Origin of the sequence: Mycolicibacterium sp. ND9-15 (assembly GCF_035918395.1) — a bacterium.
GTDB lineage: Bacteria > Actinomycetota > Actinomycetes > Mycobacteriales > Mycobacteriaceae > Mycobacterium.
Map to the genome: position 1 here is coordinate 3,795,397 of NZ_CP142362.1, position 20,279 is coordinate 3,815,675.

Genomic DNA, 20,279 nt, shown 5'->3' on the forward strand with positions numbered 1-20,279 from the left:
TGGAGGCGAGATGTGGGATGCAGCACGGTCGTTCGTGGCGGAGCACCGTGACCTGTCGAAACTGGTCGAGGAGGGTCAGCGGTTCTCGGTCCGAGTCCCGGTCCTCGGGCGGGTGGGCGTGCCGCGGCCAGACCAGCTGGCCTTCTACGCTGCACTTGGCGTGTTGGCCGCGGCTCAGGTGATCGACTGGCCGGTCGCGCTACTCATCGGAGTCGGACATGCGGTCGCCATGCGAAATGTCGGTCATCGGGAAGCCGCCGCCGACCAGAAAGCCGATTCCGAAGAGGCCCTCGCGCCCGCGGAAACCGGCTGATCGCACGACCCTCGAGCTCGATCGGCTCGCCGTATCGCAAGTGACGGGGATCTCTCGTTTTCGTGATTGGCCGACCGCGCTGCGACAATCTCGCAGTGGATTTTCGCAACGTCGCCATCGTGGCACACGTCGACCATGGGAAGACGACCCTGGTCGACGCCATGCTGCGCCAGTCCGGCGCCCTGACACACCGCGGCGACGACGCCACCGAGCGCATCATGGACTCCGGTGACCTGGAGCGCGAAAAGGGCATCACGATCCTCGCCAAGAATACCGCCGTGCACCGCCACCACGCTGATGGCAGTGTGACGGTAATCAACGTCATCGACACGCCCGGCCACGCGGACTTCGGCGGCGAGGTCGAACGCGGGCTGTCCATGGTCGACGGCGTGCTGCTGCTGGTCGACGCGTCCGAGGGCCCGCTGCCGCAGACCCGGTTCGTGCTGCGCAAGGCGCTGGCCGCGCACCTGCCGGTCATCCTCGTGGTCAACAAGACCGACCGCCCCGACGCGCGGATCAGCGAGGTGGTCTCCGACAGCCACGACTTGCTGCTCGACGTCGCATCGGACCTCGATGAGGAAGCGCAGACGGCTGCGGAGGAAGCACTCGGGTTGCCGACGCTGTACGCGTCGGGCCGGGCCGGTATCGCCAGCACCACCGCGCCGGCCAACGGCGAGAACCCCGACGGCACCAACCTCGACCCGCTGTTCGACGTCCTCATGGAGTACATTCCGCCGCCCAGCGGCGACCCGGAGGCTCCGCTGCAGGCCCTGGTCACCAACCTCGACGCCTCGGCGTTCCTCGGCCGCCTGGCGCTGATCCGCATCTACAACGGCAAGCTGCGCAAGGGCCAGCAAGTCGCCTGGATGCGCGAGGTCGACGGCGTGCCCGTCATCACGAACGCCAAGATCACCGAACTGCTGGCCACCGTGGGCGTCGAGCGTAATCCCACCGACGAGGCCATCGCGGGTGACATCGTCGCGGTCGCCGGCATACCCGAGATCATGATCGGTGACACGCTCGCGGACCCCGAGCACGCTCACGCGTTGCCGCGCATCACGGTCGACGAGCCGGCGATCTCGGTCACCATCGGCACCAACACCTCCCCGCTGGCGGGCAAGGTGTCCGGCCACAAGCTCACCGCGCGGATGGTGCGCAACCGGCTCGACCAGGAACTGGTCGGCAACGTGTCGATCAAGGTCGTTGACATCGGTAGGCCGGACGCCTGGGAGGTGCAGGGCCGCGGCGAACTGGCGCTGGCCGTCCTCGTCGAGCAGATGCGCCGCGAGGGCTTCGAGCTGACCGTCGGCAAGCCGCAGGTGGTCACTCGCACCATCGACGGCAAGCTGCACGAACCATTCGAGGCGATGACCATCGACTGCCCCGAGGAGTTCGTCGGCGCCATCACGCAGCTGATGGCCGCGCGCAAGGGCCGCATGGAGGACATGACCAACCACGCTGCGGGCTGGGTGCGGATGGACTTCGTCGTGCCGAGCCGCGGCCTGATCGGCTTCCGCACCGACTTCCTGACACTGACGCGTGGCACGGGCATCGCCAACGCCGTGTTCGACGGCTACCGGCCGTGGGCAGGGGAGATCCGCGCCCGGCACAGCGGGTCGCTGGTGTCGGACCGCAGCGGCAGCATCACGCCGTTCGCGATGATCCAGCTCGCCGACCGTGGCCAGTTCTTCGTCGAGCCCGGCCAGGACACCTACGAAGGTCAGGTCGTCGGAATCAACCCGCGCGCCGAGGATCTCGACGTCAACGTCACCCGGGAGAAGAAGCTGACCAACATGCGCAGCTCGACGGCCGACGTCATGGAGACCCTGGCCCGTCCACTGGAGTTGACGCTCGAGCAGGCCATGGAGTTCTGCGCGGAGGACGAGTGCGTGGAAGTCACTCCCGAGGTCGTCCGCGTCCGCAAGGTCGAGCTCACCGCGAGCCTGCGTGCCCGCGCCAAGGCGCGCGCGAAGGCCCGCGGTTAGAGCTGTCGATACCCTGTTTGTCGTGTCGGGCCCCCAACGCGTCATCGCCGCGGTATTCGCGATGGTGACACTGGTGGCCGCGTGCACCGTGAGCCCTCCACCCGCGCCGCAGAGCACCGACACCTCCGAGACGCCGCCCCCGCCGCCTCTGCGCGCGACGCAGATCATCATGGCCATCGATTGGATCGGGCCGGGCTTCAATCCGCATCTGCTGTCCGACCAGTCACCGGTCAACGCCGCGATCAGCTCGCTGGTGCTGCCCAGTTCGTTCCGGCCCATCGCCGATCCGAAGACCCCGACCGGGTCGCGCTGGGAACTCGACACCACGTTGTTGCAGTCGGCGGAGGTGACGAGCGAGGACCCGTTCACCATCACCTACAAGATCCGCCCCGAGGCGTCGTGGACGGACAACGCGCCCATCGCCGCCGACGACTTCTGGTACCTGTGGCGGCAGATGGTCAGCCAGCCCGGTGTCGTCGACCCGGCGGGCTACGACCTGATCACCGGCGTCCAGTCGATCGAGGGCGGCAAGACCGCGGTCGTGACGTTCTCCCAGCCGTATCCGGCGTGGCGCGAGTTGTTCAACAACATCCTTCCGGCCCACATCGTCAAGGACGTGCCGGGCGGATTCGCCGCGGGGTTGGCGCGTGCGCTGCCCGTGACGGGCGGTCAGTTCCGTGTCGAGAACATCGACCCGCAGCGCGACGAGATCCTGCTGGCCCGCAACGACAGGTACTGGAGCGCGCCCGCGAAGCCGGATCAGGTGTTGTTCCGGCGCGGCGGCAACTCGGCCGCACTCGCCGACTCGATTCGCAACGGCGATACGCAGGTCGCCCAGGTGCACGGCGGGGCGGCCGCGTTCGCGCAACTCTCCGCGATCCCCGATGTGCGCACCGCGCGGATCGTGACGCCGCGCGTGATGCAGTTGAGCCTGCGCGCCCAGCAGCCGACGTTGGTCGATCCTCAAGTCCGCAAGGCGATTCTGGGCCTGCTCGATATCGATCTTCTCGCCGCGGTGGGCGCCGGTGACGACAACACGGTGACGTTGGCGCAGGCGCAAGTGCGCTCGCCGTCGGATCCGGGTTACGTGCCGACCGCGCCGCCGGCGATGGCCAAGGCCGACGCGCTCGGATTGCTCGCCGACGCCGGTTATGAGCCCGAGCCGGCCGTGATCAGCCCGCCGCCCACCCCGGGCACCCCGCCGCCGGACGGCGGGCGCGGGTACATCGCCAAGGACGGCGAGCCGCTGTCGCTGGTGATCGGGGTGGCGGCCAACGACCCCACCTCGGTGGCGGTCGCCAACACCGCCGCCGACCAACTGCGCAACGTCGGCATCGCGGCCTCGGTGTCGGCGCTCGACCCGGTGGTTCTCTACGGCGACGCGTTGGCCAACAACCGGGTGGACGCGGTGGTGGGCTGGCATCACGCGGGCGGAGACCTCGCGACGTCCCTTGCGTCGCGGTACGGCTGCCGGGCGCTGGAGGCTACTCCAGTGGCGACGGCGCGACCCGGTCGGCCGGCGACGACCACCGCGACCAGACCCACCACGACGCAGCCGACTCCCACCGCCACTACGCCCAGTCCGGCACCGGACTCGGGTGAGCTCGTCCAGGCGCCGAGCAACATCACCGGCATCTGCGACCGCAGCATTCAGCCGAAGATCGACGCCGCGCTGGACGGCAGCGAGGACATCGCCGACGTGATCAGCGCCGTCGAACCGCGGCTGTGGAACATGGCGACCGTGCTGCCGATCCTGCAGGACACCACGATCGTGGCGGCCGGGCCCAGCGTCGAGAACGTCAGCCTGTCCGGCGCCGTGCCGGTCGGCATCGTCGGCGACGCCGGCAAATGGGTGAAGACGAAGCCGTAGACAAGCTGGTGCGAATGGAGTCCAAGACGATGGACGGCGCCGCCGCCGCACGGTTGTTGTTCGTGCACGCTCATCCCGACGACGAGACGCTGACGACGGGCGCCACGATCGCCCATTACGTCGCCCGGGGCGCACAAGTGCGGGTCCTTACATGCACGCTCGGCGAGGAGGGGGAGGTGATCGGCGAGCGGTGGGCAAACCTCGCCGTCGACGCCGCCGACCAACTTGGTGGCTATCGCGTCGGCGAACTGACCGCCGCGCTCAACGCTTTGGGGCTCGACGAACCCGACTACCTCGGCGGGGCCGGCCGCTGGCGCGACTCCGGGATGGCGGGCACGCCGGCCCGCCACCACCAGAAGTTCGTCGACGCCGATCCCATCGAGGCGGTCGGAGCACTGGTCGCGGCCATTCGTGACCTGCGCCCCCACGTCGTCGTCACCTACGATCCGCGGGGCGGCTACGGCCATCCCGACCACATCCGCTGCCACGAGGTGACGATGGCCGCCGTCAGGGCCGCCGGTACAGCCGCCGGCGGGCCCGACTGCCCAGGTGTCCCCTGGACCGTGCCGAAGGTCTACTGGACGGTGACGTCGAAGACCGCCATCGCCGAGGGTCTTGCGGGGCTCGGTGATGCGCCCGCGGAGTGGATCCGGGTGACGGCCGACGAGGTGCCCTTCGGCTACCCCGACGACGAGATCGACGCGGTGATCGACGCTCCCGAAAAGCTGAGCGCCAAGGTGGCGGCGATGCGCGCGCACACCACGCAGATCAGCGTCGCACCGACCGGTCGCTCGTTCGCGCTGTCCAACAACATCGCGTTACCCATCGGCGCGGTCGAGCACTACATCCTGGCGGCGGGCAGCGCGGGCCAGCGCGACCACCGCGGCTGGGAAACCGACCTCCTCGCCGGACTGACCTTCGATAAGGAGGTTGTGGAGGAGTAAGCTCCCCCGCAGTCGGCGGCGCGACGAAGGGACGGCACATGGATCAAGACCTCGATCCCAATCTGCAGCACTGGCAAGACCGGTTCGACAGCCTGCAGTGGGTGATCGGCTCGCTCACCGGACTGCTGGACAGCATCCCGACCTGAGCTCACTTCCTTTCGCCGCGGATCGTCGTCGCGTGGCGGTCCTGACGCTGCTGGCCATCGACGGGGTGCTGTGCGCGGTCGCCGCAGCCTTCTTCCTTCCCCTACGCCTGGGCACGACGCCGTTTCCCGTCAGCGCGGTGATCGCCGGCGTGGTCAATGCCGCGCTGGTGTGGGCCGCGCTGCACTGGACCTCGTCGCCGCGCGTTGCGGCGCTGCCGCTGTGGACATGGCTGCTCACGGTCGCGCTGATGACGCTGGGCGGGCCGGGTGACGACGTCATCTTCGGCGGCGTCGAGCTACTGGAGTATGCGGCGCTGCTGCTGATCGCGCTCGGCACCCTGCCACCGGCCGCGGTGCTGCGGGCCTACGTGAAGCGGGGACTATCGTGACCGGTATGCGGGGTGCACCGGTTTCAGAATGTGAGACGCACGGATGAAACTCGTCAATGCCGGGGTTACAGGGGAGTGGCTCTGAACCCTCAGCGCGGCGCCGATCTGCCCAGCCCGGTGATCCCACCGAAATCCGAACAGCCCAGTCCCGCGGCTCTGCGGCGGGTGCTGCGGCGCGCCCGCGACGGGGTGACGCTCAACGTCGAGGAAGCCGCGGTCGCGATGACCGCCCGCGGCGAGGACCTCGCTGATCTGTGTGCGAGTGCCGCGCGCGTACGCGATGCAGGCCTGGAGGCCGCGGGGCGGCGCGGACCGGCCGGGCGGCTTCCGGTCAGCTACTCGCGCAAGGTGTTCATTCCCGTCACGCATCTGTGCCGCGACACCTGCCACTACTGCACGTTCGTCACGGTGCCAGGCCGGCTACGGGCCCAAGGCAAGGGCATGTTCATGGAGCCCGACGAAATTCTCGACGTGGCGCGCCGCGGGGCCGAACTCGGTTGCAAGGAAGCGTTGTTCACGCTCGGCGACCGGCCCGAGGCGCGCTGGGACGAGGCCCGTCAATGGCTCGACGAACGTGGTTACGACTCGACGCTGAACTATGTGCGCGCGACGGCGATCCGCGTGCTCGAGGAAACGGGCCTGCTGCCGCATCTGAACCCGGGCGTGATGAGTTGGTCGGAACTGTCGCGACTGAAGCCGGCCGCGCCGTCGATGGGCATGATGCTCGAGACGACCTCGCGGCGGCTGTTCGAGACGCGTGGCGCAGCTCACTATGGCAGCCCCGACAAGGACCCCGACGTGCGGCTGCGGACGTTGGCCGACGCGGGCCGGCTGTCGATCCCGTTCACCACGGGCCTGCTCGTGGGGATCGGCGAGACGGTTGGCGAGCGTGCCGAGACCATCCACGCGATTCGCCGGTCGCACAAGGAGTTCGGCCACGTGCAGGAAGTGATCGTGCAGAACTTCCGCGCCAAGGATCACACCGCGATGGCCTCGGCGCCCGACGCGGGTCTTGACGACTTCCTGGCGACGGTGGCGGTCACCCGGCTGGTGATGGGACCCAAGATGCGCATCCAGGCGCCGCCGAACCTGGTGTCGCGCAACGAGTGTCTGGCCCTCGTCGGCGCCGGGGTCGACGACTGGGGCGGTGTCTCGCCGCTGACTCCCGACCACGTCAACCCGGAGCGGCCGTGGCCGGCTTTGGAGGAGTTGGCGGCTGTCACTGCCGAGTCGGGTTACGACCTGGTGCAGCGGCTCACCGCGCAACCGCAGTATGTGCAGGCGGGGGCGGCGTGGATCGATCCGCGGGTGCGGGGCCACGTCGACGCGCTGGCCGACCCCGACACCGGGTTTGCGTTGGACGTCAACCCGACGGGCCGGCCGTGGCAGGAGCCCGACGAAGCATCGGAGTCGTTGGGCCGGACGGATCTTCATACGGCCATCGACGCGGCGGGCCGACTGACCGAGACCCGCAGCGACCTCGACAGCGCGTTCGGCGACTGGGAGTCCATCCGCGAGAAGGTCTCCGAACTGGCGTCCAGGACGCCCGAACGCATCGACACCGACGTGCTGGCCGCACTGCGGGCGGCCGAACGCGATCCGGCCGGACTGTCCGACGACGAGTACCTCGCGCTGGCATGTGCCGACGGCCCCGCCTTGGATGCCGTTGGTGCGCTTGCCGATTCGCTTCGCCGCGATGTCGTCGGCGACGACGTGACCTTCGTCGTCAACCGCAACATCAACTTCACCAACATCTGCTACACCGGCTGCCGGTTCTGCGCGTTCGCGCAGCGAAAAGGTGACGCCGATGCGTACTCACTGTCGGTCGACGAGGTCGCCGACCGCGCATGGGAGGCACACGTCGCAGGGGCGACCGAGGTGTGTATGCAGGGCGGCATCGACCCCGAACTCCCCGTCACCGGGTACGCGGATCTGGTGCGCGCGGTGAAGAAGCGCGTGCCGTCGATGCATGTGCACGCCTTCTCACCGATGGAGATCGCCAACGGTGTCACCCGCAGCGGGCTGTCGATCCGCGAATGGCTGACGTCGTTGCGTGAGGCCGGCTTGGGTTCCATCCCGGGCACCGCCGCCGAGATTCTGGACGACGAGGTGCGCTGGGTGCTGACCAAGGGCAAGCTGCCGACGTCGATGTGGATCGAGGTCGTGACGGCCGCGCACGAGGTCGGGCTGCGGTCCAGTTCGACGATGATGTACGGCCATGTCGACCAGCCGAGGCATTGGGTCGGCCATTTGCGGGTGCTACGCGAAATTCAAGACCGGACAGGCGGTTTCACCGAGTTCGTTCCGCTGCCGTTCGTGCATCAGAGCTCGCCGCTGTATCTGTCCGGTGGCGCGCGCCCGGGCCCGACGCATCGCGACAACCGCGCCGTGCACGCGTTGGCGCGAATCATGTTGCACGGCAGGATCTCCAACATCCAGACGAGCTGGGTCAAGCTCGGTGTCGAGCGCACGCAGGTGATGCTGGGCGGCGGCGCGAACGACCTCGGCGGCACGCTGATGGAGGAGACGATCTCGCGGATGGCCGGTTCGGAGTTCGGTTCGTACAAGACCATCGAGGAACTCGTCGCGATCGCCGAGGGCATCGGCCGGCCGGCGCGCCAGCGCTCCACGACGTACGCGCCGCTGGCCCCTTTCCGTTTGCCGCGAGCGACCGCGTCTGCACGCCGACACGCCGCGATCCGGTGACATTTCGCGGTCGCTCGCGCGCCCGCACCCCCGAGATCCATGCCATTAAAGCCTGACTTCAGGTCTTCAACTGAAGCGGTGGTGGCGCCTCGTCGGGGACCAGCACCGCGACGGCCAACTCCAGAATCCAGAACACCACTGTCGACACGAGGATGGTGACTGCGGGCAGGACGACGATCGGTGCGGCGACCAGCAGCACCAACAGCAGCGCCGCCGGCAGGTCCTTCCACCACCCGGCGCCGCCCTTACCCTGCAGGACCGCGGACAGTCGCACGGCGGCCCAGATGATCCACCGCCGCAGCAGGCTCACACCGTCGCGCTGCATCTGCAGGCGGAAGCGGTAGTCGCCGGCCCGGCGATCGCAACCAGTGCGGTCGGGGTAACGCCAGAGATAGTCGTGCAGGACGGCGGCGCGCGCATAGCGGCCCGCGCGGGGGACGAACCAGGCGACCATTCCTGGCGCCGACACCAGATCGGTCGGAAAGTCGACGCAGACCTCGAACTGTTGGTTCGGTCCTTCGAACCCCAGAGGCTGCGTGGTTCGCCACTCGTCCCACGCGCTTTCCTTGAAGAACCGCTTCGCGGCGCGTACGGCGTCGAGTTCGTCGGCGGTCAACTGGCGGACATGCAGGACGGCCGTCTTCTCTACCGGAGGGGCGCAACGTTCCATGACGCAGGTATAGCAAGGTCGCGCTGCCGCGAGCGTGCGCAAAGTACTGTTATTCAGCCGCGTGTCGTGGACAGACGCGCACGGTCGCGCCTAGACAGGGGTGGCTGCTAGGCACCTGTATGTGCAACGTTTAGTATCAGTAACCACGCGCAACCCCTAACAGGTTGCGCGTGAAGTTAGGGCACACTGAGACGACCGTCCAGGTAACGAGCACGGATACTTGCAGCCGAGCTCGCACGCCCTACCTCGTACGGCGGCCCACCGGACAGGAGATCGAGAAACCTTGAGGAGAACACGGTGACGTACGTCATTGCCGAACCTTGTGTCGACGTTAAAGACAAGGCGTGTATCGAGGAATGCCCAGTCGACTGCATCTACGAGGGCGCTCGTATGCTCTACATCCATCCGGATGAGTGCGTGGACTGCGGCGCCTGCGAGCCGGTGTGCCCAGTCGAGGCAATCTACTACGAAGACGATGTGCCCGACCAGTGGAGCAGCTACACCCAGATCAACGCCGACTTCTTCGCCGAGCTCGGATCGCCCGGCGGCGCCTCGAAGGTGGGGCAGACCGACAACGACCCGGAGGTCGTCAAGAATCTGCCGCCGCAAGGTGAGGACTGATAACGGCTCGCGGAGGGCTTCGACAGCCTCGCAGCGCGTCGCTGCCGGCATTCCCCTGGGACACCCTGGCCGAGGCGACCGCCCTGGCCCGCGCGCACCCGGGCGGCATCGTCGACCTGTCGGTGGGCACCCCGGTAGACCCGGTGGCGCCGGTGATCCGCGACGCGCTCGCGGCGGCGAGCTCGTCACCTGGTTACCCGACCACGGCGGGCACCCCGGCACTGCGGGAGGCCGCGGTGAACGCGCTGGCGCGGCGCTACGGAGTCTCGGGAGTCGCTGCCGACGCGGTGCTCCCGGTGATCGGCACCAAGGAGCTCATCGCCTGGTTGCCGACGTTGTTGGGGCTGGGTCCCGACGACGTGGTCGTCGTCCCCGAACTGGCCTATCCGACGTATGAAGTGGGTGCGCGCCTGGCCGGGACCCAGATCATCCGGGCCGACTCGCTGACCCAGCTCGGGCCGCAGAAGCCCGCACTGGTGTACCTGAACTCGCCGAGCAATCCCACCGGCAAGGTGCTCGGAGTCGACCATCTGCGCAAGGTCGTCGGGTGGGCGCGCGAGCGCGGCGTGCTGGTCGCCTCCGACGAGTGCTACCTCGGCCTGGGTTGGGAGGCCGAACCCTTGTCGGTGCTGCACCCGTCAATCACCGACGGGGACCACACCGGATTGCTGGCCGTGCATTCGTTGTCGAAGACGTCATCGCTGGCGGGTTACCGAGCCGGTTTCGTCGCCGGCGACCAGAACGTGGTTTCGGAACTGTTGGCCGTTCGCAAGCACGCAGGCATGATGGTGCCGACGCCGGTGCAGGCGGCGATGGTCGCGGCGCTCGACGACGACGAGCACGAACGCAAACAGCGGGCCCGCTATGCGCGACGGCGCGAGATCCTGCTTCCCGCATTGCGTTCGGCAGGGCTGACCGTCGAAAACTCCGAGGCCGGGTTGTATCTGTGGGCGACGCGCGGCGAGCCCTGCCGCGAAACCGTCGCCTGGCTCGCGCAGTTCGGCATCCTGGTCGCTCCCGGTGAGTTCTACGGCGCCCGCGGCACCAAGCACGTGCGGGTGGCGCTGACGGCGACCGACGAGCGGATCTCTGCTGCCGCGCAGCGCCTTACGGCCTGAACCTCTGCTCAGGCCTAGGGTTCCGTCGCGCGGAGGCCGAGCGCGAGCACCAACCGGTCGTCGGGGTCGGCCAGCGACGTCGACAACAGCTTCTCGATGCGACGGACGCGGTAGCGAACCGTGTTCGGATGCACATGCAACCGCTGTGCGACCGCGGCGATGTCGCCGAATCCGTCGATATAGGCGCCGAGCGTCTCGGCGAGAATCGGGTCCTGCTCGCGCAGTCGACGTATCCGCGGGTCGATCAGGCGCGGCTGCGCGGCCACCCGAAACACGATTTCGTCGAGAAGCACGGTGGTGTGCGCGTCGTCGAGCGAGGTGACGTTCCCGAACGCGCCGGGGTGACGCGCAGCGCTGTCGAAAACCCGGTCCACTTCAGCGCGGGCACTCGCGGCGGCCGCCAACCCGCGCAGCGGAGCAGCGACGACCGCCCGCAGCGAAAGCCCGAGTTCGCGGTCGAGCGTCGACACGGCACCGCGCACCCAGGACATCACCGACGCCGGCGCGCCGATCTTGGGCAGCAGTACATACGTACGGCCGTTGCTCGACGCGATCTGGGCATCGGGGCGGAACGCGCCGGCGCTCAACGCGATCACGCCGGGCGGTGCCGTGCCGTCCAGGTCAACGAAGCCGATCACCGCGACACGGCTATCGGCTGTGATACCGAGTTCCTCTGCGAGCGAGCCGATATCGGCGCTATCGCCGGACAAACCGAGCAGTTCCTGCACCTGCCTGGTGTGGGTGGAGGGCGAGGCCGAAAGTCTCGACATGATTCTGGCGGCGAGTACGGCGCCGCCGCGCAGGACGTCCTCGACGTCGTCGGCCAGCGGTGCTGAACCCTGTTGCAGCCAAATGGTTCCCGCGAACCGGGGGGCGTTGGGGTCGGCCAGATGGATGCCGACCGCCAGCCGCGGTCGCAGTCCGAGCTCCGGTCGTTCGGCGACACGCACGACGTCGGGACCCGAACGCAGCGCGTCGAAGATCCCCCACTGCGCGATCCAGGCGAGGTGCTCGGGCGGACCGGCGCGACCGAGGATGGTCAAGCGGCGTAACTCGTCGGCCTGCTCGCTGGACGCCGAATAGGCCAGCACGTGGGAGTCCTCGTCTTCGATGCTGATCATGCCGCGAGTGCGGTCGGCCATCGACTGCGCCAGACCGAACAGGTCGGTGCCCGGGTCGTGGTGCGGGTCGCCGCGATCGCCGTGGTGGTCGAAGGCGTGGTTCATCAACTTGTACAGCGACTCCCAGCGGGCCTGCGGTTCGACGGCCACCACCGCGGTGCCCAGCGCGACCGCCCGTTCGATCGTGGCCCGAGACGGTTGTTTGACGAAGATCGCCGCGGGCGCTCGACCGGTGCCGGCGAACTGCTGCTCGAGCCAGTGCACCGCATCCAGGTCGGGGACACCGAGCAGAAAGAACAGGTCCGCCGAACCGGGGCCGACGGCCAGTCCCAATCGGACGTCGTCGGCGTCGACCAAGGCGACCGATGCGACCGGCATGTCCAGGCCGCGCGGCGCGTCGATGAGTGCCACCGTCGTGCGGTCCAACGCCAGCAGTAGTTGGCCGAGGCCGAGCCCGCCGGTTCGTAGCCCGCCGGTCCGTGGGTCCATCGCACACCCCTTTGTCTGATCCGACTATAGATCGCGGTCGGCATTGTCGGATTGACCATCGGTTCGGGCGCCGTGTCCGAGCATCATTTTCGACATGGACGCGATCACCGGCGTGCCTCTTCCGGTCAACGAGCCGGTCCACGACTACGCGCCCGGCTCGGGTGAACGCACCCGGCTCGTGGCAGCGCTGAATTGCGTCGCTGCCGATCCGGTGGACCTGCCGCACGTCATCGGCGGCCGGCACCGCATGGGCGACGGTGAGCGCATCGACGTTGTGCAGCCGCACCGCCACTCGGCACGGTTGGGGACGCTGACCAACGCCACCCACGCCGACGCCGTCGCCGCCATCGACGCCGCGATGACGGCCAAAGCGCGGTGGGAGGCCACCCCGTTCGACGACCGCGCGGCGGTCTTTCTGCGCGCCGCCGAGCTGCTCGCCGGTCCGTGGCGCGAAAAGCTCTGCGCGGCGACCATGCTCGGCCAGTCCAAGTCGGCGTATCAGGCCGAGATCGACGCGGCGTGCGAGTTGATCGACTTCTGGCGGTTCAACGTCGCGTTCGCGCGTCAGATCCTCGCGCAGCAACCACTCAGCGTCCGCGGTGCCTGGAACCGGACCGACTACCGTCCGCTGGACGGATTCGTCTATGCGATCACCCCGTTCAACTTCACCGCGATCGCGGGCAACTTGCCGACGGCGCCGGCCTTGATGGGCAACACCGTCGTGTGGAAGCCTTCGCCCACCCAGACCTTCGCCGCTTACCTGACCATGCAGTTGCTCGAAGAGGCCGGTCTGCCGCCCGGGGTGGTCAACCTGCTGACCGGCGACGGGGTGGCGGTTTCGGATGTCGCGCTGTCGGATCCGCGGCTGGCAGGCATCCACTTCACCGGTTCGACCACGACGTTCCAACACCTGTGGCGCGAGGTCGGCAACAACATCGACCGCTACCACGGCTATCCGCGACTGGTCGGCGAGACCGGCGGCAAGGACTTCGTCGTCGCACATTCCAGCGCACCACCCGATGCACTGCGCACCGCACTGATTCGCGGCGCGTTCGACTATCAGGGGCAGAAGTGCTCGGCGGCGTCACGGGCCTTCATCGCCCGCTCGGTGTGGCAGCAGATGGGCGACGACTTCCTGTCGGCGGCCGAAGCACTGCGCTACGGCGACGTCGCCGACCTGAGCAACTTCGGCGGCGCGTTGATCGACAACCGGGCGTTCGCCAAGAACGTCAAGGCTATTGAGAGAGCGAAGTGCGGGCGGCATATGACGATCGCCGTCGGTGGCGAATACGACGACACCGAGGGCTATTTCGTTCGTCCGACCGTGGTGCTGTCCGACGATCCCACCGACGAGGCGTTCTGCACCGAATACTTCGGACCGATCCTGGCCGTCCACGTCTACCCGGACGACGACTACGACCGCGTCCTCGACCTCGTCGACTCCGGAGCCAAGTACGCGCTGACGGGTGCGGTGATCGCCGACGACCGCGCGGCGGTGCTGCGGGCCGAACGGCGACTGCGCCACGCGGCGGGCAACTTCTACATCAACGACAAGCCGACCGGTGCGGTGGTGGGGCAGCAGCCTTTCGGCGGCTCGCGGGCCTCGGGCACCAACGACAAGGCGGGCTCGGCACTGAACCTGCTGCGGTGGACATCGGCGCGTTCGATCAAGGAGACATTCGTGCCGCCGACCGACCACAACTACCCCCACATGGGGGCGTGAATGGGAGTGTTCGAACGCGTGGCGCGGCCCGCGATACTGGCCGCCGCTCGACGGGACGTCCTGCGAAGAACCGCGGAGCGGTTGCCGGTGACGCGCGAGGTCGTGCACCGGTTCGTGCCGGGGGAGACGGTGGCCGACGCACTCGACGCGGTTGCGCGGCTACGTGATTCGCATCGCCTCCTGTCGATCGACCACCTCGGCGAGGACGTGACGGACGCGGACACCGCTGAGGAGAACGCACAGGCGTATCTGACGCTGCTCGACGGTCTCGCGCGGCGCGAGGAGGGGGTGGCGCCGGTGCGAGCGCTCGAGGTGTCGGTGAAGCTGTCGGCCTTGGGACAGGCGTTGGACCGCGACGGCGAGAAGATCGCGCTGGAGAACGCCCATACCATCTGCGAGCGGGCGCGGCGGGCCGGAGTGTGGGTGACGGTGGACGCCGAGGATCACACCACCACCGACTCGACGCTGTCGATCGTGCGCGAGCTGCGGGCCGAGTTCGATTGGCTGGGAACGGCTCTGCAGGCCTACCTGAAGCGCACCCTCACAGACTGCGAAGAGTTCGCCGCCTCCCGTGCGCGAATCCGGCTGTGCAAAGGGGCGTACGACGAGCCGTCGTCGGTGGCCTACCGCGACCGCGACGACGTCACCGACTCCTATCTACGGTGCCTGCGCGTGCTGATGGCCGGTGGCGGCTACCCGATGGTCGCCTCACATGATCCGGTGATCATCGCGGCCGTGCCCGCGTTGGCCCGGGAGAACCGCCGCAGTAGTGGCGATTTCGAGTACCAGATGTTGTACGGCATCCGAGATGCCGAGCAGCGCAGGCTGGCCGACGCGGGCCACCCTGTGCGGGTGTACGTTCCGTTCGGCACCCAGTGGTACGGCTACTTCGTGCGCAGGCTCGCGGAGCGTCCCGCCAACTTGGCGTTCTTCCTGCGGGCGTTAGCCGAACGCCGGGCGCCCTAGATGGGACGGGCCGCGACCGGCATCAACACCGTGCCGCGACACGCCCCGGCGAGGATCTCGGTGTGCCAGGTCCCGAACAGCTGTCCGTCGATGTCGGGGGCGTAGAACACCCGTGACCGGGCGGGGGCGTACTGGCTGGGCACCCCGTCGCCACGGAAGCACTCCCACTGCCAGTTGTAGGCGTACTGCCATCGCGACCCATCCCAGGTGTAGCGAACCGGCCGGGGGATGGTCGGATTGGTCGGCGCCGGACCTTCCACGACAGTGGCCACGCACAACCCCGCCGGACAGTCCGTCGCCAGGACGTACTGCGCGCTGAAGTCGGGTTCGGCCTGCGTGGCGGCGATGCTGGTGCCCATCTTGTCCGAGGCGTAGGTGACGATCTCGTAGCGCCCGTTCCATGCCGGGTTCGCTGCGGCGGCCGGCGGCGGCGTCGAAAGGTTCACGGCCGCAGCGCAAGTCATGCCCAAGATCGCGCCGGTCAACGTGTGGGCAGACATGGTATGAACAGTACTGAGCGGGGTCGCCGAGTACGCTCGCGACACGGTTGGACCAAGGCTACGAGACCATCACGGATTGGTATCGGCGCGTCCGCCTGTTGGCTTACCGGGGCGGGCCGTTGCGGCTCCGCTGCAGCCGTCGGAGGACACGAGGAAGTAACCGGCGCCGCCGAAGATCAGCGGCATCATCGCCATCATCCCGTACAGCGCGGTCATCGTGTCACCCCTACTCGTTATACGAAACAGACGGCCGCGCGGTTCGAGGCTTCTGGAGTGGCTACCGCCCCGACAGCAACAGCAGCGCCCACGCGGCGATGGACTGCGCATCGGTGATGACGCCGTCGCGAATCATCTGCTCGACCTCGGCGCCGGTGAACCATTCGCGGTGCATGTCCTGCTCCTCGTGCTCGCGGTCGGCCCCGCCCTCGGTGATGCCCGTCGCCAGGAATACCCAGCCGCGCTGGCTGCTCATTCCGGGAGCCACGTCCAACTGGCCCACAGACACACGCGCCCCGGTATCGCCGAGTCGACGTGGGTAACCTCGCTGGTTATGTTGCTCGCTTCGTTGAACCCCGCCGCGGTCACCGGCGGCGCAGACATACCGGACGCGGTCCGTGTCGACGAGGCAGTGCTGTCGCGCAGCGAGCTACTGGGCGCCGCGACGTCGGTCGCCGAGCGCGTCGCGGGTGCACGCCGGGTCGCGGTGCTGGCCACCCCGACCGTGGAGACCGTGTTGGCGGTGACGGGCTGCCTGATCGCGGGGGTGCCCGTCGTGCCGGTGCCCGCTGACGTCGGCGCCGCCGAACGCCGGCACATCCTGACCGACTCCGGCGCGCGGGCGTGGTTGGGGCCGAAGCCGACGGAGACCGGCGGCCTGCAACACGTTCCGGTGCGCCTGCACGCGCGGTCGTGGCACCGCTACGCCGAACCGGCCGCCGAATCGACCGCACTGATCATCTACACCTCCGGCACGACGGGCCCGCCCAAGGGCGTCGTCGTCAGCCGCCGCGCCATCGCCGCCGACCTCGACGCGCTCGCCGAGGCCTGGCAGTGGACGTCCGATGACGTCCTGGTGCACGGACTACCGCTGTATCACGTGCACGGGCTGGTCCTGGGCCTACTGGGATCGCTGCGGATCGGGAATCGGTTCGTGCACACCAGGAAACCGACCCCGCAGAACTATGCGGCGGCCGGCGGCTCGTTGTACTTCGGCGTCCCGACGGTGTGGTCGCGGGTGGCCGACGACCGCGCGTCGGCCACGGCGCTTTCATCGGCACGGCTGCTGGTGTCGGGCAGTGCCCCGCTGCCGGTCCCGGTGTTCGAGAAGCTGGCCGAGACGACCGGGCACCGGCCCGTCGAACGCTACGGCACGACGGAGTCGCTGATCACGATCAGCACTCGCGCCGACGGTGAGCGCAGGCCGGGGTGGGTGGGCTTGCCGCTGGCCGGCGTCGAAACCCGCCTGCTCGACGAGGGCGGCGCCGCGGTTCCGCACGACGGGGAATCCATTGGGCGGCTGCAGGTTCGCGGTGACACGCTGTTCGACGGCTACCTCAACCGGCTCGACGCCACCGCCGAGGCGTTCGACGCCGACGGGTGGTACCGCACGGGTGACGTAGCGGTGATCGACGGCGACGGCATACACCGCATCGTCGGTCGCGAGTCCGTCGATCTCATCAAAACCGGTGGCTTCCGAGTGGGAGCGGGTGAAATCGAGACGGCGCTGCTCGGCCACCCCGATGTGCGGGAAGTGGCCGTCGTCGGTGTCCCAGACGACGACCTCGGACAGCGCATCGTCGCGTTCGTCGTGGGCGATGCCTCCGCCGATGAGCTCATCGACTATGTGGCACAAGAACTTTCGATACATAAGCGACCGCGTGAGGTGCGGCTGGTGGACTCGCTGCCGCGCAACGCGATGGGAAAGGTGCTCAAGAAGGAGTTGGCGGGGTGACATTGGTCTTCGACGAGATCTGGGCCGCTTGACCCCCTTGGCGCGAGCGTGCGTGTTTGCACACGGCACGCCGCGGAAATTCAGCATTCTGCGCACGCTCGCGGCGGTTTCAGTGTGCGTGATTGTCGCTTGCGGCGCACCCCCGCCGCCCCCGGCGCCGACACCCGCCGTCGGCCAGGAGCCGCTCGGCATCGGACCCGCCGCGCAGGACACCGTCGGCGGCTGGCTGCCCGACGGGCGGATGCTCAGCCCGTTCGACACCGATGATCCCATCGTGGAGTGGCTGGACCCCGCCCTGAGCGAGGCGGTTCAAGAAGCAGCCCGCAGCGCCGAGGCCGACGGAATCGAGATACGCATCACGTCCGGGTGGCGCTCGAAGGGATTTCAGGAACGGCTCTTCGACAACGGTGTCATCACATACGGAAGCGTCGAGGCGGCAAGGGAATTCGTCGCCTCTCCGGAGAAGTCCAAGCACGTCACCGGTGAAGCGGTCGACATCGGTCCGGTCGAAGCGGACAAGTGGCTCATCGCCAACGGGCGCGATTTCGGCCTGTGCCAGATCTACGCCAACGAGATCTGGCACTTCGAACTGGCCGCCATCGACGGACGCTGTCCGCCGCTCAAACCGAACGCCGCGGCGGATTGAGCGCTCGCCACCCCTCGGGCGTGCGCAAACTGCTGAAAATGCGCGGCGTGCCGTGTGCAAACACGCACGCTCGCGCCGAAGCGGCTCAGTTCTGGTGTAGGGCCTCGTTGAGCGTGATGCCGCTACCGTCGCGCTTGACCACCTCGACGGCGCCGGACAGCGAATTGCGCCGGAACAACAGGTTGTTGGCCCCCGACAGCTCCCGCGCCCTGACCGTCTGACCGTCGACGGTCTGCACCTTGGTCCCCGCCGTCACGTAAAGGCCGGCCTCTACCACACAGTCGTCGCCGAGCGAAATGCCAAGTCCCGCATTCGCGCCCAGCAGGCAGCGCTTGCCCACCGAGATCACTTCCTTGCCGCCGCCCGACAGGGTGCCCATGATCGACGCGCCGCCACCGAGATCGGTTCCGTCGTCGACGACAACTCCCGCCGAGATCCGGCCCTCGACCATCGAGCTGCCCAGTGTGCCCGCGTTGAAGTTGACGAAGCCCTCGTGCATGACCGTCGTCCCCTCGGCCAGATGGGCTCCGAGCCGCACGCGGTCGGCGTCGGCCACCCGCACACCGGTCGGCAGCACGTAATCCACCATCCGCGGGAACTTGTCGACGCCGTACACGGTCACCGGGCCGCGCCTGCGCAGCCTCGCCCGTACAGTCTCGAAGCCGTCCACCGCACACGGCCCATGGTTGGTCCACACGACGTTGGTCAGCACGCCGAAGAAGCCGTCGGCGTTCAGGCCGTGCGGCGCCACCAGCCGATGCGACAGCAGCTGCAGCCGCAGATAGGCGTCGTAGGCGTCGGCGGCCTTGTCGTCCAGAGACGAGATCACCGTCCGGACCGCCACGACGTCGACGTCGCGATCGTCGTCACGCCCGGTCAGCACCCCCAACTCCTCGGGCACCTCGGCCACCGACAGCCGGACCGTGCCCGACGGGCCGTCCCCACCGAGTTCGGGAGCCGGGAACCACACGTCGAGGACCGATCCGTCGGCGGCGATCGTCGCCAGCCCGATGCCTGCAGCAGAAGTCACGCGGGTAAGACTAACCTCACCCGCGTGGGCCTGGATTTGCACGGTGATCCGATCGCGCTGACCGCTGCACTGGTGGACATCCCCAGCGAGTCACGCCAGGAGAAGCGCATCGCCGACGAGGTCGAGGCCGCGTTGCGCGAGCAGACCGCCCTCGAAGTGATCCGCAACGCCGACGCCGTGCTGGCGCGCACCAACCTGGGCTTACCGTCGCGGGTGTTGCTTGCCGGCCACCTCGACACGGTGCCCGCCGCCGGGAACCTGCCGAGCCGACTCGTCGACGGCGAACTGCACGGCTGCGGCACGTCGGACATGAAATCCGGCGATGCGGTGTTTCTGCATCTGGCCGCCACCGTCGCCGAGCCCACGCACGACATCACGCTGGTGATGTACGACTGCGAGGAGATCGAAGCGTCCGCCAACGGGCTGAACCGCATCCAAAACGAGCTCCCCGACTGGCTGCAGGCCGACGTCGCGATCCTCGGCGAGCCCTCCGGCGGTTACATCGAGGCCGGCTGCCAGGGCACCCTGCGCGTCGTGGTCAGCGCGACCGGAACCCGCGCCCACTCCGCACGATCCTGGTTGGGCGACAACGCGATTCACAAGCTCGGCGCGGTACTGGACCGGCTGTCGTCGTATCAGGCTCGCAGTGTGGAGATCGACGGCTGCACCTACCGCGAGAGTCTCTCGGCCGTGCGCATCGACGGCGGCATCGCCGGCAACGTCATCCCCGACGCCGCGTCGGTGACCGTCAACTTCCGTTTTGCCCCGGACCGCAGCGTCGACCAGGCGCTGCTGCACGTGCGCGACGTGCTCGACGGCCTCGACGCGGAGATCGCACTCACCGACGCGGCGGCCGGTGCCCTGCCGGGGTTGACCGAACCCGCCGCCGCAGCGCTGGTGCAGGCCGCCGGCGGACGGGTGCGGGCCAAGTACGGGTGGACCGACGTCTCCCGCTTCGCCGCGCTCGGGATCCCGGCGGTCAACTACGGGCCGGGGGACCCCAACCTCGCGCACCGCGTCGACGAGCGCGTCGAGACGCAGAAGATCACCGCGGTGACGGACGTGCTGCGCCGATACTTATCCGCGTGACC

18 protein-coding genes and 1 pseudogene are annotated in these 20,279 nt (G+C 68.5%); 13 read left to right on the forward strand and 6 right to left on the reverse strand.

The genetic code is table 11. From position 1 onward, the window contains the following. Window positions 1-10: 10 nt before the first annotated feature. The 6 genes from QGN32_RS18120 (at window position 11) to QGN32_RS18145 (ending at window position 8,353) form a co-directional block, all read left to right on the forward strand. Window positions 11-313 (forward strand): hypothetical protein, encoded by a 303-nt coding sequence (locus tag QGN32_RS18120; RefSeq protein ID WP_326545687.1) that lies wholly within the window; start codon window positions 11-13, stop codon window positions 311-313. A 95-nt stretch (window positions 314-408) separates the two neighbouring features. Next, window positions 409-2,298, forward strand: a complete 1,890-nt coding sequence (typA, locus tag QGN32_RS18125; protein ID WP_326545688.1) for a translational GTPase TypA — start codon at window positions 409-411, stop codon at window positions 2,296-2,298. A 61-nt stretch (window positions 2,299-2,359) separates the two neighbouring features. Further along, entirely contained in the window at window positions 2,360-4,168 is a 1,809-nt protein-coding gene (locus QGN32_RS18130) for an ABC transporter family substrate-binding protein (RefSeq protein WP_326549132.1), read from the forward strand. Between the two features lie 29 nt (window positions 4,169-4,197). Then, window positions 4,198-5,112: an N-acetyl-1-D-myo-inositol-2-amino-2-deoxy-alpha-D-glucopyranoside deacetylase gene (mshB, locus tag QGN32_RS18135; protein WP_326549133.1), complete on the forward strand. Its 915-nt coding sequence runs from the start codon at window positions 4,198-4,200 to the stop codon at window positions 5,110-5,112. Window positions 5,113-5,254: 142 nt separating this feature from the next. Continuing rightward, complete coding sequence (locus QGN32_RS18140) at window positions 5,255-5,647, forward strand: hypothetical protein (protein WP_442791847.1); 393 nt, start codon at window positions 5,255-5,257, stop codon at window positions 5,645-5,647. A 75-nt stretch (window positions 5,648-5,722) separates the two neighbouring features. Beyond that, window positions 5,723-8,353, forward strand: coding sequence for a bifunctional FO biosynthesis protein CofGH (locus tag QGN32_RS18145; RefSeq protein WP_326545690.1), 2,631 nt, complete (start codon window positions 5,723-5,725; stop codon window positions 8,351-8,353). Between the two features lie 58 nt (window positions 8,354-8,411). Here QGN32_RS18145 and QGN32_RS18150 read toward each other — a convergent pair whose 3' ends face one another. Next, window positions 8,412-9,023, reverse strand: coding sequence for a DUF1353 domain-containing protein (locus tag QGN32_RS18150; RefSeq protein ID WP_326545691.1), 612 nt, complete (start codon window positions 9,021-9,023; stop codon window positions 8,412-8,414). A gap of 297 nt (window positions 9,024-9,320) precedes the next feature. Between QGN32_RS18150 and fdxA the strand changes: the two genes are divergently transcribed. Then, window positions 9,321-9,644: a ferredoxin gene (gene fdxA, locus QGN32_RS18155; protein ID WP_326545692.1), complete on the forward strand. Its 324-nt coding sequence runs from the start codon at window positions 9,321-9,323 to the stop codon at window positions 9,642-9,644. Then, entirely contained in the window at window positions 9,644-10,762 is a 1,119-nt protein-coding gene (gene dapC / locus QGN32_RS18160) for a succinyldiaminopimelate transaminase (RefSeq protein ID WP_326549134.1), read from the forward strand. Before fdxA ends, dapC begins: the two co-directional genes overlap by 1 nt. A 14-nt stretch (window positions 10,763-10,776) precedes the next feature. Here the strand turns inward: dapC and QGN32_RS18165 are convergent, their stop codons facing one another. After that, entirely contained in the window at window positions 10,777-12,372 is a 1,596-nt protein-coding gene (locus tag QGN32_RS18165; protein WP_326545693.1) for a PucR family transcriptional regulator, read from the reverse strand. 94 nt (window positions 12,373-12,466) lie between these two features. On the opposite strand from QGN32_RS18165, the gene pruA reads away from it, so the two are divergent. Both pruA and QGN32_RS18175 read left to right on the forward strand, forming a co-directional pair. Continuing rightward, window positions 12,467-14,095, forward strand: coding sequence for an L-glutamate gamma-semialdehyde dehydrogenase (gene pruA / locus QGN32_RS18170; RefSeq protein WP_326545694.1), 1,629 nt, complete (start codon window positions 12,467-12,469; stop codon window positions 14,093-14,095). Further along, entirely contained in the window at window positions 14,096-15,061 is a 966-nt protein-coding gene (locus QGN32_RS18175) for a proline dehydrogenase family protein (RefSeq protein ID WP_326545695.1), read from the forward strand. Here the strand turns inward: QGN32_RS18175 and QGN32_RS18180 are convergent. From QGN32_RS18180 to QGN32_RS18190, 3 genes and pseudogenes are all read right to left on the reverse strand, one after another. Beyond that, a complete protein-coding gene (locus tag QGN32_RS18180) occupies window positions 15,058-15,561 on the reverse strand; it encodes an Rv2253 family sensor-like surface protein (protein WP_442791723.1) in 504 nt (167 codons plus the stop codon). The genes QGN32_RS18175 and QGN32_RS18180 overlap by 4 nt on opposite strands. Window positions 15,562-15,630: 69 nt before the next feature. Next, on the reverse strand, window positions 15,631-15,777 hold the full coding sequence (locus tag QGN32_RS18185; RefSeq protein ID WP_326545696.1) for a hypothetical protein: 147 nt from the start codon (window positions 15,775-15,777) through the stop codon (window positions 15,631-15,633). Window positions 15,778-15,838: 61 nt separating this feature from the next. Continuing rightward, window positions 15,839-16,060 (reverse strand): annotated as a pseudogene (locus QGN32_RS18190) (NUDIX hydrolase); the annotation flags it as partial. 51 nt (window positions 16,061-16,111) lie between these two features. On the opposite strand from QGN32_RS18190, the gene QGN32_RS18195 reads away from it, so the two are divergent. Next, window positions 16,112-17,512 (forward strand): acyl-CoA synthetase, encoded by a 1,401-nt coding sequence (locus QGN32_RS18195; RefSeq protein ID WP_326545697.1) that lies wholly within the window; start codon window positions 16,112-16,114, stop codon window positions 17,510-17,512. Between the two features lie 118 nt (window positions 17,513-17,630). Next, entirely contained in the window at window positions 17,631-18,158 is a 528-nt protein-coding gene (locus tag QGN32_RS18200) for a M15 family metallopeptidase (RefSeq protein WP_442791724.1), read from the forward strand. A gap of 85 nt (window positions 18,159-18,243) precedes the next feature. On the opposite strand, the gene dapD is transcribed toward QGN32_RS18200, so the two are convergent. Continuing rightward, window positions 18,244-19,188 carry a 2,3,4,5-tetrahydropyridine-2,6-dicarboxylate N-succinyltransferase gene (gene dapD / locus QGN32_RS18205; protein WP_326545698.1) on the reverse strand — a complete coding sequence of 315 codons (945 nt, stop codon included), beginning with the start codon at window positions 19,186-19,188 and terminating at the stop codon, window positions 18,244-18,246. A 24-nt stretch (window positions 19,189-19,212) separates the two neighbouring features. Between dapD and dapE the strand changes: the two genes are divergently transcribed. Beyond that, window positions 19,213-20,277, forward strand: coding sequence for a succinyl-diaminopimelate desuccinylase (gene dapE / locus QGN32_RS18210; RefSeq protein WP_326545699.1), 1,065 nt, complete (start codon window positions 19,213-19,215; stop codon window positions 20,275-20,277). Window positions 20,278-20,279: the final 2 nt, after the last annotated feature.

Excerpts from the sequence above, each read along its gene's own strand:
- QGN32_RS18120 (WP_326545687.1), top strand. The coding sequence starts at position 11 with ATGTGGGATGCAGCACGGTCGTTCGTGGCGGAGCACCGTGACCTGTCG.
- QGN32_RS18130 (WP_326549132.1), top strand. The coding sequence starts at position 2,360 with ATGGTGACACTGGTGGCCGCGTGCACCGTGAGCCCTCCACCCGCGCCG.
- mshB (WP_326549133.1), top strand. The coding sequence starts at position 4,198 with ATGGACGGCGCCGCCGCCGCACGGTTGTTGTTCGTGCACGCTCATCCC.
- QGN32_RS18150 (WP_326545691.1), bottom strand. The coding sequence starts at position 9,023 with ATGGAACGTTGCGCCCCTCCGGTAGAGAAGACGGCCGTCCTGCATGTC.
- QGN32_RS18165 (WP_326545693.1), bottom strand. The coding sequence starts at position 12,372 with ATGGACCCACGGACCGGCGGGCTACGAACCGGCGGGCTCGGCCTCGGC.
- pruA (WP_326545694.1), top strand. The coding sequence starts at position 12,467 with ATGGACGCGATCACCGGCGTGCCTCTTCCGGTCAACGAGCCGGTCCAC.
- QGN32_RS18175 (WP_326545695.1), top strand. The coding sequence starts at position 14,096 with ATGGGAGTGTTCGAACGCGTGGCGCGGCCCGCGATACTGGCCGCCGCT.
- QGN32_RS18180 (WP_442791723.1), bottom strand. The coding sequence starts at position 15,561 with ATGTCTGCCCACACGTTGACCGGCGCGATCTTGGGCATGACTTGCGCT.
- QGN32_RS18185 (WP_326545696.1), bottom strand. The coding sequence starts at position 15,777 with ATGACCGCGCTGTACGGGATGATGGCGATGATGCCGCTGATCTTCGGC.
- QGN32_RS18195 (WP_326545697.1), top strand. The coding sequence starts at position 16,112 with ATGTTGCTCGCTTCGTTGAACCCCGCCGCGGTCACCGGCGGCGCAGAC.